General features: G+C 63.2%; 13 protein-coding genes and 1 pseudogene. 11 read left to right on the top strand and 3 right to left on the bottom strand.

The features are described 5' to 3' along the window. The first annotated feature begins 13 nt into the window (after positions 1–13). The 9 genes from IB249_RS22225 (at position 14) to IB249_RS22185 (ending at position 11,758) form a co-directional block, all read left to right on the top strand. Positions 14–994 (top strand): AAA family ATPase, encoded by a 981-nt coding sequence (locus tag IB249_RS22225; protein ID WP_192307872.1) that lies wholly within the window; start codon positions 14–16, stop codon positions 992–994. Further along, positions 991–1,926 carry a DUF58 domain-containing protein gene (locus IB249_RS22220; RefSeq protein WP_192307871.1) on the top strand — a complete coding sequence of 312 codons (936 nt, stop codon included), beginning with the start codon at positions 991–993 and terminating at the stop codon, positions 1,924–1,926. The genes IB249_RS22225 and IB249_RS22220 overlap by 4 nt, the downstream gene beginning before the upstream one ends. Then, positions 1,923–2,417, top strand: a complete 495-nt coding sequence (locus IB249_RS22215) for a DUF4381 domain-containing protein (protein WP_192307870.1) — start codon at positions 1,923–1,925, stop codon at positions 2,415–2,417. The genes IB249_RS22220 and IB249_RS22215 overlap by 4 nt, the downstream gene beginning before the upstream one ends. Then, positions 2,404–3,396, top strand: coding sequence for a vWA domain-containing protein (locus IB249_RS22210; protein ID WP_192307869.1), 993 nt, complete (start codon positions 2,404–2,406; stop codon positions 3,394–3,396). The genes IB249_RS22215 and IB249_RS22210 overlap by 14 nt, the downstream gene beginning before the upstream one ends. A gap of 1 nt (position 3,397) precedes the next feature. Beyond that, positions 3,398–4,978: a VWA domain-containing protein gene (locus tag IB249_RS22205; RefSeq protein ID WP_192307868.1), complete on the top strand. Its 1,581-nt coding sequence runs from the start codon at positions 3,398–3,400 to the stop codon at positions 4,976–4,978. Next, positions 4,975–6,399 (top strand): BatD family protein, encoded by a 1,425-nt coding sequence (locus tag IB249_RS22200; RefSeq protein WP_192307867.1) that lies wholly within the window; start codon positions 4,975–4,977, stop codon positions 6,397–6,399. Before IB249_RS22205 ends, IB249_RS22200 begins: the two co-directional genes overlap by 4 nt. Next, positions 6,396–7,418 (top strand): HAD family hydrolase, encoded by a 1,023-nt coding sequence (locus IB249_RS22195; protein WP_192307866.1) that lies wholly within the window; start codon positions 6,396–6,398, stop codon positions 7,416–7,418. Before IB249_RS22200 ends, IB249_RS22195 begins: the two co-directional genes overlap by 4 nt. 70 nt (positions 7,419–7,488) lie before the next feature. After that, positions 7,489–9,075, top strand: a complete 1,587-nt coding sequence (locus tag IB249_RS22190) for an arylsulfatase (RefSeq protein WP_192307865.1) — start codon at positions 7,489–7,491, stop codon at positions 9,073–9,075. Positions 9,076–9,244: 169 nt separating this feature from the next. Further along, positions 9,245–11,758 (top strand): fused MFS/spermidine synthase, encoded by a 2,514-nt coding sequence (locus IB249_RS22185; protein ID WP_192307864.1) that lies wholly within the window; start codon positions 9,245–9,247, stop codon positions 11,756–11,758. 134 nt (positions 11,759–11,892) lie between these two features. On the opposite strand, the gene IB249_RS22180 is transcribed toward IB249_RS22185, so the two are convergent. After that, a complete protein-coding gene (locus IB249_RS22180) occupies positions 11,893–12,564 on the bottom strand; it encodes a DUF3313 domain-containing protein (RefSeq protein WP_192307863.1) in 672 nt (223 codons plus the stop codon). A 178-nt stretch (positions 12,565–12,742) separates the two neighbouring features. On the opposite strand from IB249_RS22180, the gene IB249_RS22175 reads away from it, so the two are divergent. Beyond that, positions 12,743–15,097, top strand: a complete 2,355-nt coding sequence (locus IB249_RS22175) for a tetratricopeptide repeat protein (protein WP_192307862.1) — start codon at positions 12,743–12,745, stop codon at positions 15,095–15,097. 110 nt (positions 15,098–15,207) lie between these two features. Here the strand turns inward: IB249_RS22175 and IB249_RS22170 are convergent, their stop codons facing one another. Together IB249_RS22170 and IB249_RS22165 are read right to left on the bottom strand one after the other, a co-directional pair. Then, complete coding sequence (locus IB249_RS22170; protein WP_192307861.1) at positions 15,208–15,687, bottom strand: DUF934 domain-containing protein; 480 nt, start codon at positions 15,685–15,687, stop codon at positions 15,208–15,210. After that, positions 15,684–17,357: a nitrite/sulfite reductase gene (locus tag IB249_RS22165; RefSeq protein WP_192307860.1), complete on the bottom strand. Its 1,674-nt coding sequence runs from the start codon at positions 17,355–17,357 to the stop codon at positions 15,684–15,686. Before IB249_RS22165 ends, IB249_RS22170 begins: the two co-directional genes overlap by 4 nt. Before the next feature lie 396 nt (positions 17,358–17,753). On the opposite strand from IB249_RS22165, the pseudogene IB249_RS22160 reads away from it, so the two are divergent. Continuing rightward, positions 17,754–17,903 (top strand): annotated as a pseudogene (locus tag IB249_RS22160) (cytochrome C oxidase Cbb3); the annotation flags it as partial.

Raw genomic sequence — 17,903 nt, 5'->3', positions numbered from 1 at the left:
GCCAGGACTGCCCATGAGCGCACTCGACGACCTCAACGCCCTGCAAGCCAGCATCGCCGAAGCGGTGCTCGGCCAGGATCAAGTCATCCGGCAGATCCTGCTCGGGCTCTTGGCCAACGGCCATTTGTTGCTGGAAAGCTTGCCGGGCCTGGCCAAGACCCGCACGGTCAAGGCGCTGGCCAGGCATCTGGACGCGAAGATGAGCCGCATCCAGTTCACCCCCGACTTGTTGCCGTCCGACATCACCGGCGCCGAAGTGCTGCACCAGATCGACGGCAGGAACGAGATCCAGTTTCAGCCCGGCCCGCTGTTCGGCAACCTGATTCTCGCCGACGAAATCAACCGTGCCCCGGCCAAAGTACAGGCGGCCCTGCTCGAAGCCATGGAAGAACGGCAAATCACCGTGGCCGGCAACAGCCATGCGCTGCCGGAGTTGTTCATCGTGGTGGCGACGCAGAACCCCATCGAACAGGAAGGCACTTACCCGCTGCCGGAAGCGCAGATGGATCGGTTCCTGATGAAGGTGCTGCTCGATTACCCGAGCGCCGACAACGAAAGCCAGGTGCTGCGACTGTTGCGCCAGGAGGAAGTCGCGGCGGGCGCCAGGGCCGCTCCGGTTCAGGGCTTTGCGTTGTCCCAGGAAGTGATTTTCAGCGCACGCCGGGAAGTCAGCGCGGTCCATGTGTCGCCCGCCATCGACCGCTACCTGATCGACCTGATCAACGCGACGCGCCATCCCGCCGACTACGACGCCGACCTGGGCCGCTGGATCGCGATGGGCGCCAGTCCCAGGGGGGGCATCGGCCTGGACCGTTGTGCTCGCGCCGATGCCTGGTTGCAGGGGCAGGATTTCGTTTCGCCGGACAACGTCCGCGCGGTGGTGCATCCGGTGCTGCGCCATCGTTTGCAATTGAGTTATGACGCGGTCGCCGATGGCGTCACGGCGGATCAGGTGCTCGATCGCCTGCTCGACAACGTGGCGATCCCCGCATGAACGACGAGGGCCTGGTCTATGTCTCTCTGGCGCAATTGATGGCGCTGGAGTTCAAGGCACGTGACCTGAGCTTTCTCGCACGCCAGCCCCAGGCCAGCATTCTCGCCGGCAACCACGCCTCGCGGTTACGCGGTCGTGGACTGAATTTCGACGAACTGCGGCGCTATCAACCGGGGGACGACTTGCGTCACCTCGACTGGCGCGCATCGCTGCGCACCGGCAAACCCGTGGTGCGCACCTTTACCGAAGAACGCGATCGGCCCGCCCTGATCCTCGTCGACCAGCGCATGTCGATGTTTTTCGGCTCCCGCCGCAGCTTCAAATCCGCCCTCGCCGCCGAACTGGCTGCACTGGCGGCGTGGATGGTGTTCAACGCCGGTGACCGGGTCGGCGGCCTGGTGTTCAACGACACTCGCATCGATGCCGTTGCCCCGTTGCGCAGCCGCAAACGGGTCGAAGCCTTGTGCAGCCGCATCGTCCAGCAAAATCGGGCACTCAACGCCGGCAATCCGGACGCCGAGGGCGAAGACCGGCTCGACAAGGTGTTGCAGCATTGCCTGGCGCTGGCCGGCCACGACCACCTGATCTGCATTGTCAGCGACTTTGCCGGCGCGGGTGAACGCACCCTGCAATTGATGCGGCAACTGGCGGCGCATAACGATGTGATCGCCATGCAGGTGTATGACCCGCTGGCGTTGAACCTGCCGAAAAACGGTCGCCTGCTGATTACCCAGGGCCAGTTGCAGGTCGAGTTGGCGGTCGAACAACGCAACGTGCATCAGCCCCTGGGCGATTTTCTCGGCGGCCGACTCAAGGACGTCGCCACCCTGCTGCGTCGCAGCCAGGTGCCGTTGATGATGTTCAGCACCGCGACCGATGCCCAGGAACAACTGCGAGCCGAACTGGGCAAGCTCGGCGGAAGACGGCAATGAACCCGAACGTGCCGAGCATTGATCAACTGCAGGAAATCGCCCTGCCCGCACCGATCGGTTATGCGCCGCAGACGTGGGGCTGGTGGGTGTTGCTCGGTGTCTTGGTGCTGACGGCGCTGACGATCGCCATCCAGCGCTATCGGCAATGGCGGCACGATGCTTATCGCCGGGAGGCGCTGGTGCGGTTGGCGCAATTGCATACGCGCATGGATGACCTGAGTGCGCTGCGCGAACTGCCTGAGTTACTCAAGCGCACGGCCCTCTCGATGCCAAGCACAACCCCTGTGGGTGCTGCGGCGTTGGGTAACGAGGACTGGCAGGGCTTTTTGCAGCGGCACAGCCCCCAGCCCTTGCCAGCTGACCTCAGCCGGCAACTGGCGCTGCTCGCCTACGCCCCGGACGCCACCCTGCAGGCATTACCCGCCGACCAGCGCGAACGGCTTTTCGCCACCTGCCAACACTGGGTGGAGCATCACCATGTGGCAGCTTGATTACCCCTGGCTGTTAGTGCTGCTGCCGTTGCCGTGGCTGGGCTACCGCTATCTGCCCGACTATCGCGAAGCCCGCAGCGCAGTGCGGGTGCCGTTCTTTGGCGCGATGAGCCGCGCTGTCGGCCAGGCGCCCAGCGCTGCCGGCACCCGCAACAATCGCTGGCAGTTGCTGCTCAATCTGCTGGTGTGGGCCCTGTTGCTGCTGGCGGTGGCGCGCCCGGTGTACGTGGAAAAACCCATCGAGCGCCAGCAGCCGGTGCGCGACCTGATGCTGGCCATCGACATTTCCCAGTCGATGGAAACCACCGACTTCACCGGCGCCAACGGGCAGAAGATCGACCGCCTGACCGCAGTCAAGCAGGTGGTGCATGGTTTTATCGACAAACGCAAAGACGACCGCCTGGGGCTGATCGTGTTCGGCAGCGGCGCCTATCCCCAGGCCCCGCTGACCCTGGACCATGCCAGCCTGTCGCTGTTGCTGGACGACACCGGTATCGGCATGGCCGGGCCCAACACGGCAATCGGCGACGCCATCGGCCTGAGCCTGAAGCTGCTCGATCAGGCCCATGAGCAGGATAAGGTCCTGATCCTGCTCACCGATGGCAATGACACCAGCAGCGCGATCACCCCGGACCACGCGGCATCCATGGCCGCCGCGAAAGGCGTTGTGATTCACACCATCGGCATCGGCGACCCAAGCGCCGAGGGTGAAGCCAAGGTCAACCTGCAAGGCCTGCAACAGATCGCCGAGGCCACGGGCGGCAGGTTCTTCCGCGCCGAAGACCGCACCGCACTGGACCAGGTCTACAGCACCCTCGATACACTGACCCCGCACCAGGTCAAGACCCTCAGCCACCAGCCCAAGCGCGATCTGTTTTACTGGCCGCTGGGCGCCGCCATCACCTTGCTCGCGCTCTACCATGTCGGCGCCCTGCTCCGCCCGCACCTGTCGCTTGCGCGCCAGCGGCAGGAGGCCTGAGATGGAGATCAACCTCAGCGACCTGCATTTTCTCCGTCCGTTCTGGCTGTTGCTGCTGCCATTAGGCGCGGCGCTGCCGTGGCTCTGGCGGCGCAGTCGCGATGTGCAGCGGCGTCTGCGCAGCAATATCGCCGAGCACCTGCTGCCGCACTTGCTGATCACGCCTCAGGATCAGCAGCGCCTGCGCCCGGTCCACCTGGCCTGCGCCCTGCTGATGCTCGGTGCCCTGGCGGCGGCGGGTCCGACCTGGCAACAGGACCGGCCGGACTTTCTGCAGAATCGGGCGCCGCTGATCATCGCTATCGACCTTTCACCCTCGATGGACGCCAGTGACGTGTCCCCCAGCCGCCTGCAAGCGGCCAAACACAAACTGCATGACCTGATCCAGCGTCGCGCCGGCGCACGCAACGCCCTGATCGCCTATGCCGGCAGCGCGCACCTGGTGCTGCCGCCGACCGACGATCCGGCATTGCTCGACACCTTCATTCAGGCGCTGAGCACCGACCTGATCGACAAACCGGGAAAAAACGTCGCGGCGGTGATCGACGAGGCCAAGCGTCTGCTGGCTGCCGAGAAATCCCCCGGCACCCTTTTGTTGATCACCGACGGCGCCGACATCTCGGCGCTGGCCGGCCTGGACAAACAGCTCAATGACAGCCAGCTGCAAGTGCTGATCCTCGCGGTCGGCAGCGAGGACGGCGGGATCATCCACGACGCCAGCGGCCAGCCGCGCACCGACAGCAACGGTCGCCCCGCGCTGAGCAGTTTCGATCAGGCCGCGCTCAAGCAGTTGGCCTCCGCACTGGATGCGCCCTTGGGTAGCCTGACCCTGAACAACGACGATCTGGACTGGGTCGAACTGCACTCCCAGCAGCATTTCCAGAGCGCCAGTGACGAGCAGAAGGAGTTGCACTGGAAAGACGCCGGTTTCTGGCTGTGCTGGCCGTTGCTGTTGATCGCGTTTTTCAGCGTGCGTAAGGGCTGGAGCTTGAACTGGATGGCGGGGTTACTGCTGACCGTGGGGCTGGGCCTGCAACCAGCCCCGGCGCGGGCGAACCCGCTGATCGACGCCTTTTTAACCCCGGACCAACAAGGCCGCTGGGCCTTCGAACACGAACATTTTCCCCAGGCCGCCGCGCATTTCGCCGACCCCTACTGGAAAGGCATCGCCGCCTACAACGCAGCGGATTTCGACCTGGCACTGGCCAGTTTCGCGCGTCTGCAAACGCCTCAGGCGTACTTTTATCTGGGCAATATCTACGTGCGTCGCTTCAAGTTCGACCAGGCCATCGCCGCCTACACCCAGGCCTTGAAGTTGCAGCCGCAATTCCCCGAAGCCACCGCCAACCTGGCCTTGGCCATCGCGCTGCAGAAGGACACTGAAAGCGCCGAACAGAACGCGCCCGAGGTCAAGCCCGACGAAATCAAGATGGACAAGGCACCGGGCAAGGGCCAGGGCAAAGCGGTGGAGACCGAGCAGGCGACGTCGGATGCCTTGTGGTTGCAGAACCTGACGACCTCGCCGGCAAAGTTTCTGAAGCAGAAGTTTGGGTTGCAGGATCGGATGGGGGATTCACAGTGAACAGTCTTCGGGACCGAGTCGTGGCCTTCGCGAGCAAGCCCGCTCCCACAGGGAATGTCTGTGCGCCGAAATCCCCCTGTGGGAGCGGGCTTGCTCGCGAAGAGGCCAGCCTGCTCACAGCAACTCTCCAGATCCTGCTCCTCTGCCTGTTCACCACCGCCACCTTGGCCGCCGAACCCCAACTACAAGTCCAAGCCCGCCTGCAACCCACCAACCCCATGGTCGGCAGCCTGGTCGAACTGCAACTGGATGTCCTCACCGACACCTGGTTCACCGACGCCCCCACCCTGCCCGCCCTGACACTGCCCGGCGCCCTGGTGCAGCCCCCCGACGGCCACGCCGAGCACATCAACCAGACACAGGGCGGCCAGTCGTTCACCGGTCTGCGCTACCGCTATCGCATCACGCCCAACCTCGCCCAGGGCTTCGACATCCCGCCGTTGACCGTGCAGGCGACCCCCGGTCAGGCCAGCAGCCCGCTCAGCGCACAAAGCCATCCGTTGCATTTTGCCGCCACGCCCATTCCCGGCTTCGCGTCCGGGGAAACGGTGCTGGTGGCGCAGGGGGTGCGCTTCAGCCAGACCACCCAGCCCTCGGCCACACCGCTCAAGGTCGGTGACAGCCTGACCCGGCAACTGACCTTGCAGGCCGACAACGCCACGGCCATGGCCTTGCCGGTGCCGACCATGGCAAACGTCGAAGGCCTCAGCCTTTATCCGAAAACCCCGCAAATCAGCACGCTGGACGACGGCCGCGGGCACTTCACCGGCGGGCAACGCATCGACACCGCGACCTATCGTGTCGACACCCCGGGCAGCCACACACTGCCGGCGATCGAATTGAAGTGGTGGGACACCAAGACGCAACAGGTGCGCGCCGCCCAGGTGCCGGCGGTGACCTTTGATGCGGTGGCCAACAGCACCTACAAGCCAGTGTTTTCCATCACCCAGGACCTTCAACGATTGGGTCAGCAAAGCCGTATTCACCTGTCCCGGCATTGGCTGCTGTGGTCGGTCCTTGTGCTCGCGCTGGGGGGGCTGATCGGCGTGGCACGGCCTTTCGTTCACCGCGCCTGCCTGGGTGTGCAGGCGTGGCGGCGCGCCAGGAAAGCGCAGTGGCAGCAATCGGCAGCCTTTGCCTGGAAACAAATTCCCCAGCAACTGGAGACGAAACCCGCACAACTGAGCGCCGTCTACCTGTGGCTCAAACGCAGTGGCCAAGGCTTGCAACTGAGTGCCCTTGGTCCGCAGATGCGCAGTGTGTTGCAGGCCTTTTACGGGAGCGAACCGACCGTAGATCAGACCCTTGCTCGACTGCGGGAAACCTTGTCTACGCTGCATAGTCAGGCCGAGCACCGCCGTACCGTACTCCGTCCAGCCTTGCGTCCCTTGAACCCGGTCCACGAGAAGGATTTCCCATGACGACCGTGAACTCGATCCGCCACCGCTGTGCGCTGTCAGTGTTGTTTGCATTGGTCTTGCCGCTTCTGGCACAGGCCAGCGAACCCTTACCCTCGTGGAACGAAGGTCCGGTGAAACGGCAGATCATCGAGTTCGTCCAGGCCGTCACCGACCAGACCAGCAAGGACTTCGTCAAGCCCGCCGAGCGCATCGCCGTGTTCGACAACGACGGTACGTTGTGGAGCGAGCAGCCGATGTACTTCGAATTCCTGTTCGCCCTCGATGAAGTCAAGCGCACGGCGGCGCAGCACCCGGAGTGGAAGACCACCCAGCCGTTCAAGGCGGTGCTGGAGAACGATCACCAGGCCCTGTCGGCAAGCGGCATGGACGGCCTCCTGAAAATCTTCGGCGCCACCCACACCGGCATGACCACCGAGGCCTTCGACGACTACGCCAGGACCTGGCTGAGCCAGGCCAGGCACCCGAAAACCGGCAAACCGTACACCGACATGATCTTTCAGCCGATGCTGGAAATGCTCGATTACCTGCGCGGCCAGTCGTTCAAGACCTACATCGTTTCCGGCGGCGACACCGGGTTCATGCGCGCCTTTGCCGAGAAGGTCTACGGCGTGCCCCCCGAACAGGTCATCGGCACCACCTTCGTCACCACCTTCGACTACAAGGACGGCAAGGCGTCGATCCTGCGCACCCCAACACTGGCGCACAACGACGATGGCCCGGGCAAACCGGTGAGCATCGACGCGGTGATCGGACGCCGCCCCATACTCGCCTTCGGCAACTCCGACGGTGACCTGCAGATGCTTCAGTGGACCGCCGCCGGCCCCGGCAAGCGGCTCATGGGTCTGGTGCACCACACCGACGCCAAGCGCGAATGGGCCTACGACCGCCAATCCAGCATCGGTCGCCTGGACAAGGCCCTGGACGAAGCCAACAACCGTGGCTGGACGGTCGTGGACATGGCGTCCGACTGGCGCCGGATCTATCCGTTCGAACCGCCAACCCCCGGGCAAGTGCAATAAGAAAGCGTGACGCAGGACTGCAGTAAACGTTTGTCGCACCACGCGACGCCAGCGCAAAGGAGCAAGTCAGATGACTCGCATACGCAAGTGGCTACCGAAATTCGCCCTGGTGGCGGCCTCGGTCATGGCGATCTCGGCGACTGCCGGGGCCGCCGAAAAACCCAACATCCTGGTGATCTTCGGCGATGACATCGGCCAGACCAATATCAGCGCCTACTCCATGGGCGTGGTCGGGTACAAGACGCCCAACATCGACCGGATCGCCAAGGAAGGCATGATGTTCACCGACTATTACGCGGAGAACAGCTGCACGGCAGGGCGCTCGTCGTTCATCACCGGCCAGACGCCGTTGCGGACCGGCCTGTCGAAAGTCGGCATTCCGGGCGCGCCGGTCGGCCTGCAGAAACGCGATATCACCATCGCCCAGGCGCTGAAGTCCCAAGGCTACGCCACCGGCCAGTTCGGCAAGAACCACCTGGGCGATCGCGATGAATATTTGCCGACCAACCATGGTTTCGACGAGTTCTTCGGCAACCTGTATCACCTCAATGCCGAAGAAGAACCCGAGCGCCCGTACTGGCCCAAGGACGATGCCGATTTCGTCAAGGCCAACACACCCCGTGGCGTTATCCATAGCTTCGCCGACGGCAAAATCGAAGACACCGGCGCGCTGACCACCAAGCGCATGGAAACCATCGACGACGAAACCACGGCCGCGGCGCAAGCGTTCATCGAGAAACAGGCCAAGGCGGACAAACCGTTCTTTGTCTGGATGAACACCACCCGCATGCACGTGTTCACCCACGTGCGCGATTCGATGAAGGGCCAGAGCGGCATGCCCGGCAACGAGTATGCCGACGGCATGCTCGAGCATGACGCCGACGTCGGCAAACTGCTGAAGACCCTCGACGACCTGAAAATCGCCGACAACACGATCGTCGTCTACACCACCGACAACGGGCCGAACCAGTTCTCCTGGCCGGACGCGGCGACCACGCCGTTCCGCAACGAGAAAAACTCCAACTGGGAAGGCGCCTACCGGGTACCGGCGATGATTCGCTGGCCGGGCAAGGTCAAGGCCGGTGAGGTGTCCAACGAAATGTTCTCGGGCATGGACTGGTTTCCGACACTGCTTGCCGCTGCCGGCGATGCCGAGGTCAAGGACAAGCTGCTCAAAGGCTGGGCACCGACTTCCGGTGGCAATAACTTCAAGGTGCACCTGGACGGCTTCAACCAACTGCCCTACCTGACCGGCCAGCAACCCAAGGGTGAGCGCAAGGAGTTCTACTACTTCAACGACGATGGCGTACTGGTGTCGATGCGTTTCGACAACTGGAAGGTGGTGTTCTGCGAACAACGGCAACCGGGCGGCTTCAGGGTCTGGAGCGAACCTTTCGTGTGCCTGCGGGTGCCGAAAATCCTCAACCTGCGCATGGACCCGTATGAGCGTGCCGACGTCGTGTCCGATCAGTTCTACGACTGGAACACCAAGAACGTCTACCTGGCAGGCGTTGCGGTGACGAAATCGGCGAAGTTCCTCGAGACCTTCATCGAATATCCGCCGAGCCAGCGGCCGGCGAGCTTCAGCATTGACCAGATCCGTGCGGCGGTGGATGCAAAAATCGCTGAAAAAATGAAGAACCAACCGGCACAGTAAGATCGCTTGACCGCCGCTCGACCTTACTGGCGAGCGGCCTTATTCCGCTTGAGATCGGGTTGTCCCCTTCGCCAGCAGGCTCGCTCCCACAGGGTCTTTGTGGCAGCGAACCTGCTCGCGAAAGGGCAACCAGGGTCACCCTTATTGAATTGGAACAAGGCAATCCGCAATGTCCTCACGCGTCGCCAGCAAGTCAGCCGCCCTGCCCGTCGCCCATGTGATCGCCCCTGCATTGTGGGTCCCCGCCCTGCTGCTGTTCATCTCCGGCGCTGCGGCGCTGGTGTATCAGGTGTTGTGGATCAAACAACTGTCGCTGGTGGTCGGCGTCGAGGTGTATGCGATCACCACCGGGATCAGCGCGTTTTTCGCCGGGCTGGCCCTGGGTGGCTTGCTGTTCGGGCGCTGGGCCGATCGCTTGCAGCGCCCGGTGCTGCTCTATGCGGGCCTGGAAGTCGCGGTCGCCGTGCTCGGTGTCGGCACGACATTCGCCCTGAGCCTCGCCGCCAGCCCGTTTGCCTGGCTGGAGCAACAGGTCGGCGTGGGCGCCTGGTTGTTGCCGTTCGCGCTGGTGGGTATCCCGGCGCTGTTGATGGGTGGCACCTTGCCGGTGCTGGTTCGTTCACTGGCGGCCGATCCGCAGCAACTGGGCAAGGCCGGCGGTCAGCTCTATGCGGCAAACACCGCCGGGGCCATCGCCGGGACATTGCTCGCGGCATTCTTGCTCATCGCCAGCCTCGGTGTGCGTGGCAGTGCGCTGGCTGCAGCGATGCTGAACCTGCTGGCTGCCGTCGGTGCCCTGTGGTTGCAACACCAGCGCCCGCAGCCGGTCGCCGCCGCGCCAAAACACGCCTGCGACAAGGCGCCCCATCATCTTGCACTGTGGCTGTATTCAATCGCCGGTGGCGTGGCGCTGGGCTACGAAGTGGTCTGGTCGCAATCCATCGTGCAGTTCATGAGCACCCGCACCTACGCCTTTGCCGTGGTGTTGGCGACGTACCTGAGCGGGCTGTTCCTGGGCAGCCTCCTGCTGGCCCGTCGGGTCGAGCGCATTCGTGATCCCTGGGGCGTGTTCGGTTTGTTGATCGCCGGCGCCGGTCTGCTCGCCTTGCTGGAAATCGCCTTGCTGGGTCGCTGGCTGGTCGTCGGTCAAAGCCTGGCCGAAGCCTGGGTGCTGAACTTGGGGGCCAGCGAATTGCTGGGTATGAGTGTGCGATTTGCCATCGCTGCCATCAGCATCGTGTTTGTGCCCACCCTGCTGCTGGGGGCAGCGTTCCCGCTGGCCCTGCGCCTGAGCGTCGGCCCGGCGCGGGTTGGTCGGGATGTCGGCGCCGTGGTGGCGTTCAACACCCTGGGCGGGATCATCGGGGTGATGCTCTGTGGGTTCGTGCTGATTCCGCTGCTCGGGCTGGTGCGCACCCTGGGGCTGCTGGCGGTGGTTGCGGCCGCCATCGGGTATTTCGCGGTGCGCAAGGGCCACGGCGTGAAGAAAGGCCGGCGTCACGCGGTCGTGGCCATCGGCATGCTGTCGGTGGCGGTCGCAGTGTTCACGCCCGTGAACAAACTCGCCAGCCTGCTGCCCGGCGCCCGCCAGGCAACGTTGACGTTCTATGAAGAGGGGCGCGGCGGCACCGTGGCGGTGGTCACCCAAGGCAAGGGGCAGAAAGCGTTTCAGCGTTTGTATATCCAGGGCGTGTCCAACACCGGCGACGCCATGCCGTCCCTGCGATACATGAGGATTCAGGCGCTGCTGCCGCTACTGATCCACAACGGCGAGCCGCGCTCGACGCTGGTGATCGGTTTCGGCACTGGCATCACCGCCGGTGCCCTGACCCGTTACCCGGGCCTGGAACATCGGGTGGTGGCCGAGTTGCTGCCGGCGGTGGTCAAGGCCGCGCCCTTGTTCAAGGGCAACTTCAATGCAGCGGAGGATCCCGGTGTTGACGTACGCCTGCGTGACGGGCGCCAGGAATTGCTGCGCAACGCGCAACGCTACGACCTGATCACCCTCGAACCCCCACCCCCCTCCGCCGCTGGCGTGGTCAATCTTTACTCCCGGGACTTCTACCAACTGGCGGCCAGTCGACTCGAGCAACAAGGTCTGGTTGCCCAGTGGCTGCCGCTGCCGACGCAGAACATCGACGACTCACGCTCGCTGGTGCGCAGTTTTCTCGACGTATTTCCCTACGCAACATTATGGACCAGCGAGTTCCACGAAATGCTGCTGGTCGGCTCGCTGCAACCGATTGAACTGGACGCGGCAAAAATCAGCCAGCGCTTCCAGCAGGACAGCGTGCGCGACACCTTGCAGGACGTCGGCATCGGCTCGGCGTCAGCGTTGCTGGCCACGTGGGTGACCGATCGCGCAGGCCTCGAGCGTTTCGCGGGCAATGCACAGCCAGTGACCGACGATCAGCCACGGATCGAATACGCGCCATGGGTGCGCGCCAGGGAGATCAGCCGCGTCCTGCCGGCGCTGCTCGACCTGCGCCAGCCACCGGTACTGGGCAATGCCGATGAAGGTTTTGTCGAGCGGATGAACACGCACCAGCAGCGGTTGATGCAGTTCTACCGGGCCAGCCTGCACGCCTATGACGGTGATCGCGACGCGTGGGCCAGGGACATTCGCGAGGTGATGCGCGGGGATGGCGGGAATCCGTATTACCGGTGGTTTGTCGGGGAGTGATGCGGCCTCTGAGGCGCCGCCTTCGCGAGCAAGCCCGCTCCTACGGTAGATCTTCAGTGGACACGCAAATGTGTACGACAGAGATCCAGGGTGGGAGCGGGCTTGCTCGCGACGAGGCCCTCAGCCCCGACGCATCACTTGGATTTGAGTTTCAGGTACGACTGGTGCATATCCGACGCCCAGCCATCGATCACGCCTTTCACGTCATCGGCCTTCATCACCTGCGAATCGTTTTCCAGCGGCTTGCCGGTGCCTTTGCGCACCACCTGCGCCAGCACATGGTTGTTGCCGCCATCGAGGAACACCGCTTCGGTGGCCAGGTCGGTTTCCTGGTCGCGAATGCCGCTGGCGGTACTCACCGCCGCCGCCACCAGCGCGATCGGAATCACTTCATAAGGTTTCAGGCCTTCGGTCTTGCTGCTGACGGCGGTGATCGCCGCCCGCACCACGATCACACCCGGCCCGGGACCGGACGCCAGTGGCAGGGATTTACCGATTTCACGCTTGAGCGCCTGATCGTAATAACTGGTGATGCCGTTCAAGGTGGCCTGCGGAATCTTCACCGTTGGTTGAGGCTTGGGGTACAACTGGGTTGGCTCGACGTACACGCTTTTGTATTTGTCGATGTCCAGCTTCGGATCGATCCAGCGCATCACCACCGCACCCGACGGCGACTTGGCCTCCTTGAGCTGGCTGTAATCCTTGAGGAACCCGGAATACTGGTCCGGCTCGACGGTCTTGCTGGCGCAGCCCACCACGCCGATCGAGGCGATGCAGACGGTGCTCACTATCAATGCCAGCTTCATGCGGTAACTCCTGTAGGCGGTCGACGACAGTTGGGGAACGGTGTAACAGGTATAGCCAATGCCGCAGGTTTTGCCTTGGAAAATCACCGTCAATTGACAGACCCCGAACATCCGGCAAAGCTGCATCGAACCTGCACGCGCGCCTGACGGCAAATGCACCTCGACCATGGAAGTCGCAATGCCGAAACATAAAAACAAAACCTTGGCTCCAGCCGTTGATTCGCCCGCAACTTCACGCTCTCGCTACCTGTTTCCCGCGCTGATTGGCGTGCTGGTCCTGGCCATCATCGGGATCGGCTGGTTTCTGTTCAGCAGTCAGCCGGCACCGCTGACCTCTGCCCCTGCCAGCCCACCCCCCGCTGCCGCGATCAAGCCGCCACCGATGACTGCCGAACCGGCCACGATGGTCGACGAACAGCAATGCCAGGGCTGCCACAGCGAACAGGTCAAGGACTGGCAAGGTTCCCATCATCAATTGGCGATGCAGGAAGCGAACGACGCGACCGTGCTCGGCGATTTCAACGACGTCACCTTCAAGGCGGAAAATGAAATCACTCGTTTCTCGCGCAAAAATGACGAATTCTGGGTCAATACGCCGGGCATCGATGGCCAGAACGCCGACTTCAAGGTGGCCTACACCTTCGGAATCGCGCCGTTGCAGCAATACCTGATCGAGGTCGGCGAAGGTCGTTTGCAAGCGTTGGGCGTGGCTTGGGATACCGTGAAAAATCGCTGGTTCCACCTCTATCCCGGCCAAGGTGTGAACTTCAAGAATCCGCTGCACTGGAGCAAACCCAGTCAGAATGCCAATTTCATGTGTGTCGAATGCCACACCACCGGCTACAAACGCAATTTCGACGCGGTGAAAAACACTTTCGACAGTCACTGGAACAACCTCGGCGTGGGCTGTCAGGCTTGCCACGGCCCGGCGTCCAGTCACCTGGAGTGGACGGCAAAAAAAGGCGACCTGCTCCACGCCGGTTTCGCCGTCGACCTCAAGGACAAGGACGCCACGGTCGAGATCGAGACCTGCGCCCGCTGCCACGCCCGCCGCGCACCGCTGGGCGATGGTTTCACCGTCGGCAAGCGCTTGATGGACGATTACCTGCCCAGTGCCCTGACCCGCGAGTTGTACGCGTTGGATGGCAAGATCAAGGACGAGGTGTTCGAACACGGCTCCTTCGCCCAGAGCAAGATGTTCGACAAGGGGGTACGCTGCAGCAACTGCCACAACCCCCACAGCAGCGAGCTCAAGGCCCCAGGCAATGGCGTTTGCCTGCAATGCCACAACACCGCAGGCAAGACCCCGGTGGCGGGTGTCGATGGTCGGGGGCTGCAGGCAAAAAATTACGATTCCAGCGAACACACCCGCCACGCCATGGGCCAGCCAGGCTCACAGTGCGCGGATTGCCACATGCCGGGCAAGTTCTACATGGGCAATGATTTCCGGCATGACCACAGCTTCAGCATTCCCAACCCGGAACGGGCGAAAAAACTCGGCACACCGGACGCCTGCCTGACCTGCCATCAGGGCAAGGCCGGCGACAAGGTCACGGAACAGTTCAAGCACTGGAACACAGCGACCGCTGCGCAAGCGCCGCGCTACGACGAAAGCCTGTGGCTGATTCGCAACGGCCAGCCCGGCGCGGCACAAGCCCTGTACGAACAATTGCAGCGCAACGATTTGCCGGCGATTCAGCGTGCGACGCTGCTGGCCGAGTTGCCGCTGTACCCCAGCGACCTGGCATTGAAACTGGCCACCCGGGACTTGAGCAACCCGGCGCCACAGGTGCGTGAAAGCGCCGTTCGGGCGATCAGTGCCTTCCTGCCGCCCGCCGAGCGCGCCCCGCTGCTGGCGCCCTTGCTGGGTGATCCGGTGAAGGCCGTGCGCATTGTCGCCGCTCGGGACTTGCTTAGCGTGGCGCGCAACGGCCTGGGCAGTGCGCAAGCCAACTGGAACGCCGCCATCGCCGAATATGAAGCGGTGCAAAAAAGCCTGGCCGAACGCGCCGAAGCCAACCTCAACCTTGCCATGTTGTACCAGGCCAACGGCCGGGCCGGTGAAGTCGAAGCACTGCTGCGCACCGCCCTGCAACGCGATGCCGATTTCCACCCGGCGCTGGTGACGCTGGTGCAATGGCTGGAAGCCAATGGCCGTGGCCAGGAGGCGCAGGCGCTGCTGGCCCAGGGCCTCAAGGACCACCCGGACGCTGCCTTGTTGCAACACACCCAGGGCTTGTCGCTGATTCGCGCGGGGCATGCGGATCAGGCGCTGCCGGCCTTGCGCAAAGCGGCGCAACTGGAACCGGCGAACGCGCAGTACGGGTACGTGCTGGCGGTGGCGTTGCACGACAGCGGCAAGGTCAACGAGGCCTGCGAGGAACTGGAGCGGCTGCTCAAGGTTCAACCGGCCAATCGCAATGCGCGGCTGTCCCTGATTCAGTATTACCTGGAGAACGGACAGGAGCCCAAGGCCCAGGTGCTGTTGCAGGGCTGGAAGAAGATGAACATGGGCGATCCGGCGTTGAAGTGATTGGGGCACACCCCAAGGCCACCTTCGCGAGCAGGCTCGCTCCCACAGGGTTACCAGCATTGTGGGAGCGAGCCTGCTCGCGATAGGGCCAACTCAGCCCACGAGGGTGTCTAGCGCCTGCGAAACAACGGCCTCGGCTCAATCACCGAGCGCCCATACAACACGCTCATCCCCGCCAATCCCTTGAGCGCGTCTTCGGCGGACTTGTCTTCGCGCACGGCAAAACTGTCGAAGCCGCATTGGCGCATATGGCTGAGCTGATCGCGCAGGACGTCGCCGATGGCGCGCAACTCGCCGGTCCAGCCCAGGCGGGTGCGCAGCAGGTACGCCTGGCTGTAGGCACGACCATCACGGAAACTCGGAAAGTCCAGGGCGATCAATGGCAGCGTGTCGAACCAGGTTTTGATTCGTTCCACCTCATCATCCGGCCCCAGCCACACACCCTGCCGTTGCGGGTCCTGCAGCCAGCTCTCCAGCGGCAATATCAGCGGACCGGCGGGCCGGGCCTCCGCGGGCTCGCGGACCAGCGTCCACGGATCATCGCTGACCCTGCGCGCCTCACCCGCGTGCAGTCGCAACAGGTTGTTCATGCCGACGCCTCCAGCACTTTCGGATACACCACTTCCTTGAACGGCTCCAGGCCGATGCGCTGCAAGGTGTCGACGAACAGCTCCTCGCTTTCGCGGTAACGCACGAAGGTTTCGATGATGCGTTCGATCACACCGGGCACTTCACTGGCACTGAAGGACGGGCCGATGACCTTGCCCAATGCGCTGTCCTTGCCTTGCGCACCGCCGAGGGTGATCTGGTACCACTCGCTGCCGTTTTTATCGACGCCAAGAATGCCGATGTTGCCGATGTGGTGGTGACCACAGGCATTCATGCACCCGGAAATGTTCAGGCTGATGTCGCCCAGGTCATGCAGGTAATCCAGGTCTTCGAAGCGCGCCTGGATGCCTTGGGCAATCGGGATCGACTTGGCATTGGCCAGGGCACAGAAATCGCCGCCGGGGCAGGCAATGATGTCCGTGAGCAAACCGGCATTGGCACTGCCCAGACCCTGTTCACAGGCCAGTGTCCACACATCGAACAGCCCGGCTTTCGGCACATCCGGCAGGACGATGTTCTGTTCATGGGCGATGCGAATCTCGCCGAACCCGAACTGCTCGGACCACGCCGCCACGGCCTCCATCTGCTGCGCAGTCACGTCGCCCGGCGGTGCGGCGGCCCCGGGTTTGGTCGACAGCACCACGCTGGCGTAGCCCGGCACCTTGTGCGGCTGCACGTTGCGCGTCACCCAACGGGCAAAGGCCGGGTTCTCGGCCATTCGCGTGCCGAACGCCAGGTCGGTGTCGGCCAACGCCTGGTAATCCGGCGGCAGAAAGGCGCTGGCGACCCGTTCGTACTCTTCGTCGGTGAGCTGGGCCGGGCCGTCCTTGAGGTATTGCCACTCCTCCTCCACTTCCTTGGAAAAGGCTTCGATACCCAGCGCCTTGACCAGAATCTTGATCCGCGCCTTGTACTTGTTGTCCCGCCGCCCGTGACGGTTGTAGACCCGCAGCACCGCTTCGACGTAGGACAGCAAGTGGTGCCACGGCAGCCCTTCACGAATCTGCAGCCCGAGGATCGGTGTGCGCCCCAGGCCGCCGCCGACCATGACCCGCAACAGCATTTGCCCGTAGCTGCCGCGATACAGGTAAAGCCCGATGTCATGCATCATGATGGCCGCGCGATCCTGCTCGGCGGAACAGATGGCGATCTTGAACTTGCGCGGCAGGAACAGGAATTCCGGATTGATGGTCGACCACTGCCGGAGGATTTCCGCCAGTGGACGCGGGTCGATCAACTCGTCTGCCGCCACCCCAGCAAAGGCTTCGGTGGTGATGTTGCGCACGCAGTTGCCCGAGGTCTGGATCGCATGCATGTTCACCTCGGCCAGGCGTTCGAGGATCTGCGGGACCTGATCGAGTTCGATCCAGTTGAACTGCAGGTTCTGCCGGGTGGTGAAATGGCCGTAGCCACGATCATAATCCCGGGCGATGCTCGCCAGCGTGCGCATCTGCCGCGCATCGAGCGTCCCATAGGGAATCGCCACGCGCAGCATGTAGGCGTGTTTTTGCAGGTACAGGCCGTTCTGCAGGCGCAACGGCAGGAATTCCTCTTCGCTCAACTCGCCGGCCCGGTAGCGCTCGACCTGGTCGCGAAACTGCGCAACCCGCTCGAACACCAGGGCGCGGTCATAGTCGTCATATTGATACATCTGGCTGCCTCATCAGGGTTCTTCGAACCTTCGGTCATTGCACCGATCCCGTGGGAGCGAGCGTGCTCGCGAAGGCGGTGTGTCAGGCGCATCGGATGCCGGAGGTGCCGGCCTTTCGCGATCAGGTTCGCTCAACAGGGATGGCGTCGGGAGGCGAGTTCCGTGGCTCGTTTCGAGACCGTGACTATGAGCCCCCGGCACAGTGCGCGACAGATTCACCTGAAGGTTAAAAAACCGGATCAGAACACAGCATGTCACTGCTGGCATGGCTGCGGATCTGATCCGCATAAATGAAGTTTTACTGAGTCTGTTTTGTTTCTTCCGGGGTTTCTACAGTGCAGGGGCATGCCAGTCCGGGTGGCCTGGCAAGACTTTGCAACCGTGGAAGCATTGACCATGAGCACAGCAACAATCGGACAGGCCTACAACTACAAGGTCGTCCGCCAATTCGTCATCGCGACCGTGTTCTGGGGCGTGGTGGGGATGGCAATGGGGGTGTGGATCGCCTCGCAACTGGTGTGGCCCGAGATGAACCTCGACCTGCCC

It is taken from the genome of Pseudomonas sp. PDM04 (assembly GCF_014851765.1).
In the GTDB taxonomy this organism is placed as follows: domain Bacteria; phylum Pseudomonadota; class Gammaproteobacteria; order Pseudomonadales; family Pseudomonadaceae; genus Aquipseudomonas.
This window is presented reverse-complemented; position numbering and strand designations above follow the sequence as displayed.

Coding starts and splice junctions, on each gene's coding strand:
- IB249_RS22225 (WP_192307872.1), top strand. CDS start 14: ATGAGCGCACTCGACGACCTCAACGCCCTGCAAGCCAGCATCGCCGAA.
- IB249_RS22220 (WP_192307871.1), top strand. CDS start 991: ATGAACGACGAGGGCCTGGTCTATGTCTCTCTGGCGCAATTGATGGCG.
- IB249_RS22215 (WP_192307870.1), top strand. CDS start 1,923: ATGAACCCGAACGTGCCGAGCATTGATCAACTGCAGGAAATCGCCCTG.
- IB249_RS22210 (WP_192307869.1), top strand. CDS start 2,404: ATGTGGCAGCTTGATTACCCCTGGCTGTTAGTGCTGCTGCCGTTGCCG.
- IB249_RS22205 (WP_192307868.1), top strand. CDS start 3,398: ATGGAGATCAACCTCAGCGACCTGCATTTTCTCCGTCCGTTCTGGCTG.
- IB249_RS22195 (WP_192307866.1), top strand. CDS start 6,396: ATGACGACCGTGAACTCGATCCGCCACCGCTGTGCGCTGTCAGTGTTG.
- IB249_RS22190 (WP_192307865.1), top strand. CDS start 7,489: ATGACTCGCATACGCAAGTGGCTACCGAAATTCGCCCTGGTGGCGGCC.
- IB249_RS22185 (WP_192307864.1), top strand. CDS start 9,245: ATGTCCTCACGCGTCGCCAGCAAGTCAGCCGCCCTGCCCGTCGCCCAT.
- IB249_RS22180 (WP_192307863.1), bottom strand. CDS start 12,564: ATGAAGCTGGCATTGATAGTGAGCACCGTCTGCATCGCCTCGATCGGC.
- IB249_RS22175 (WP_192307862.1), top strand. CDS start 12,743: ATGCCGAAACATAAAAACAAAACCTTGGCTCCAGCCGTTGATTCGCCC.
- IB249_RS22170 (WP_192307861.1), bottom strand. CDS start 15,687: ATGAACAACCTGTTGCGACTGCACGCGGGTGAGGCGCGCAGGGTCAGC.
- IB249_RS22165 (WP_192307860.1), bottom strand. CDS start 17,357: ATGTATCAATATGACGACTATGACCGCGCCCTGGTGTTCGAGCGGGTT.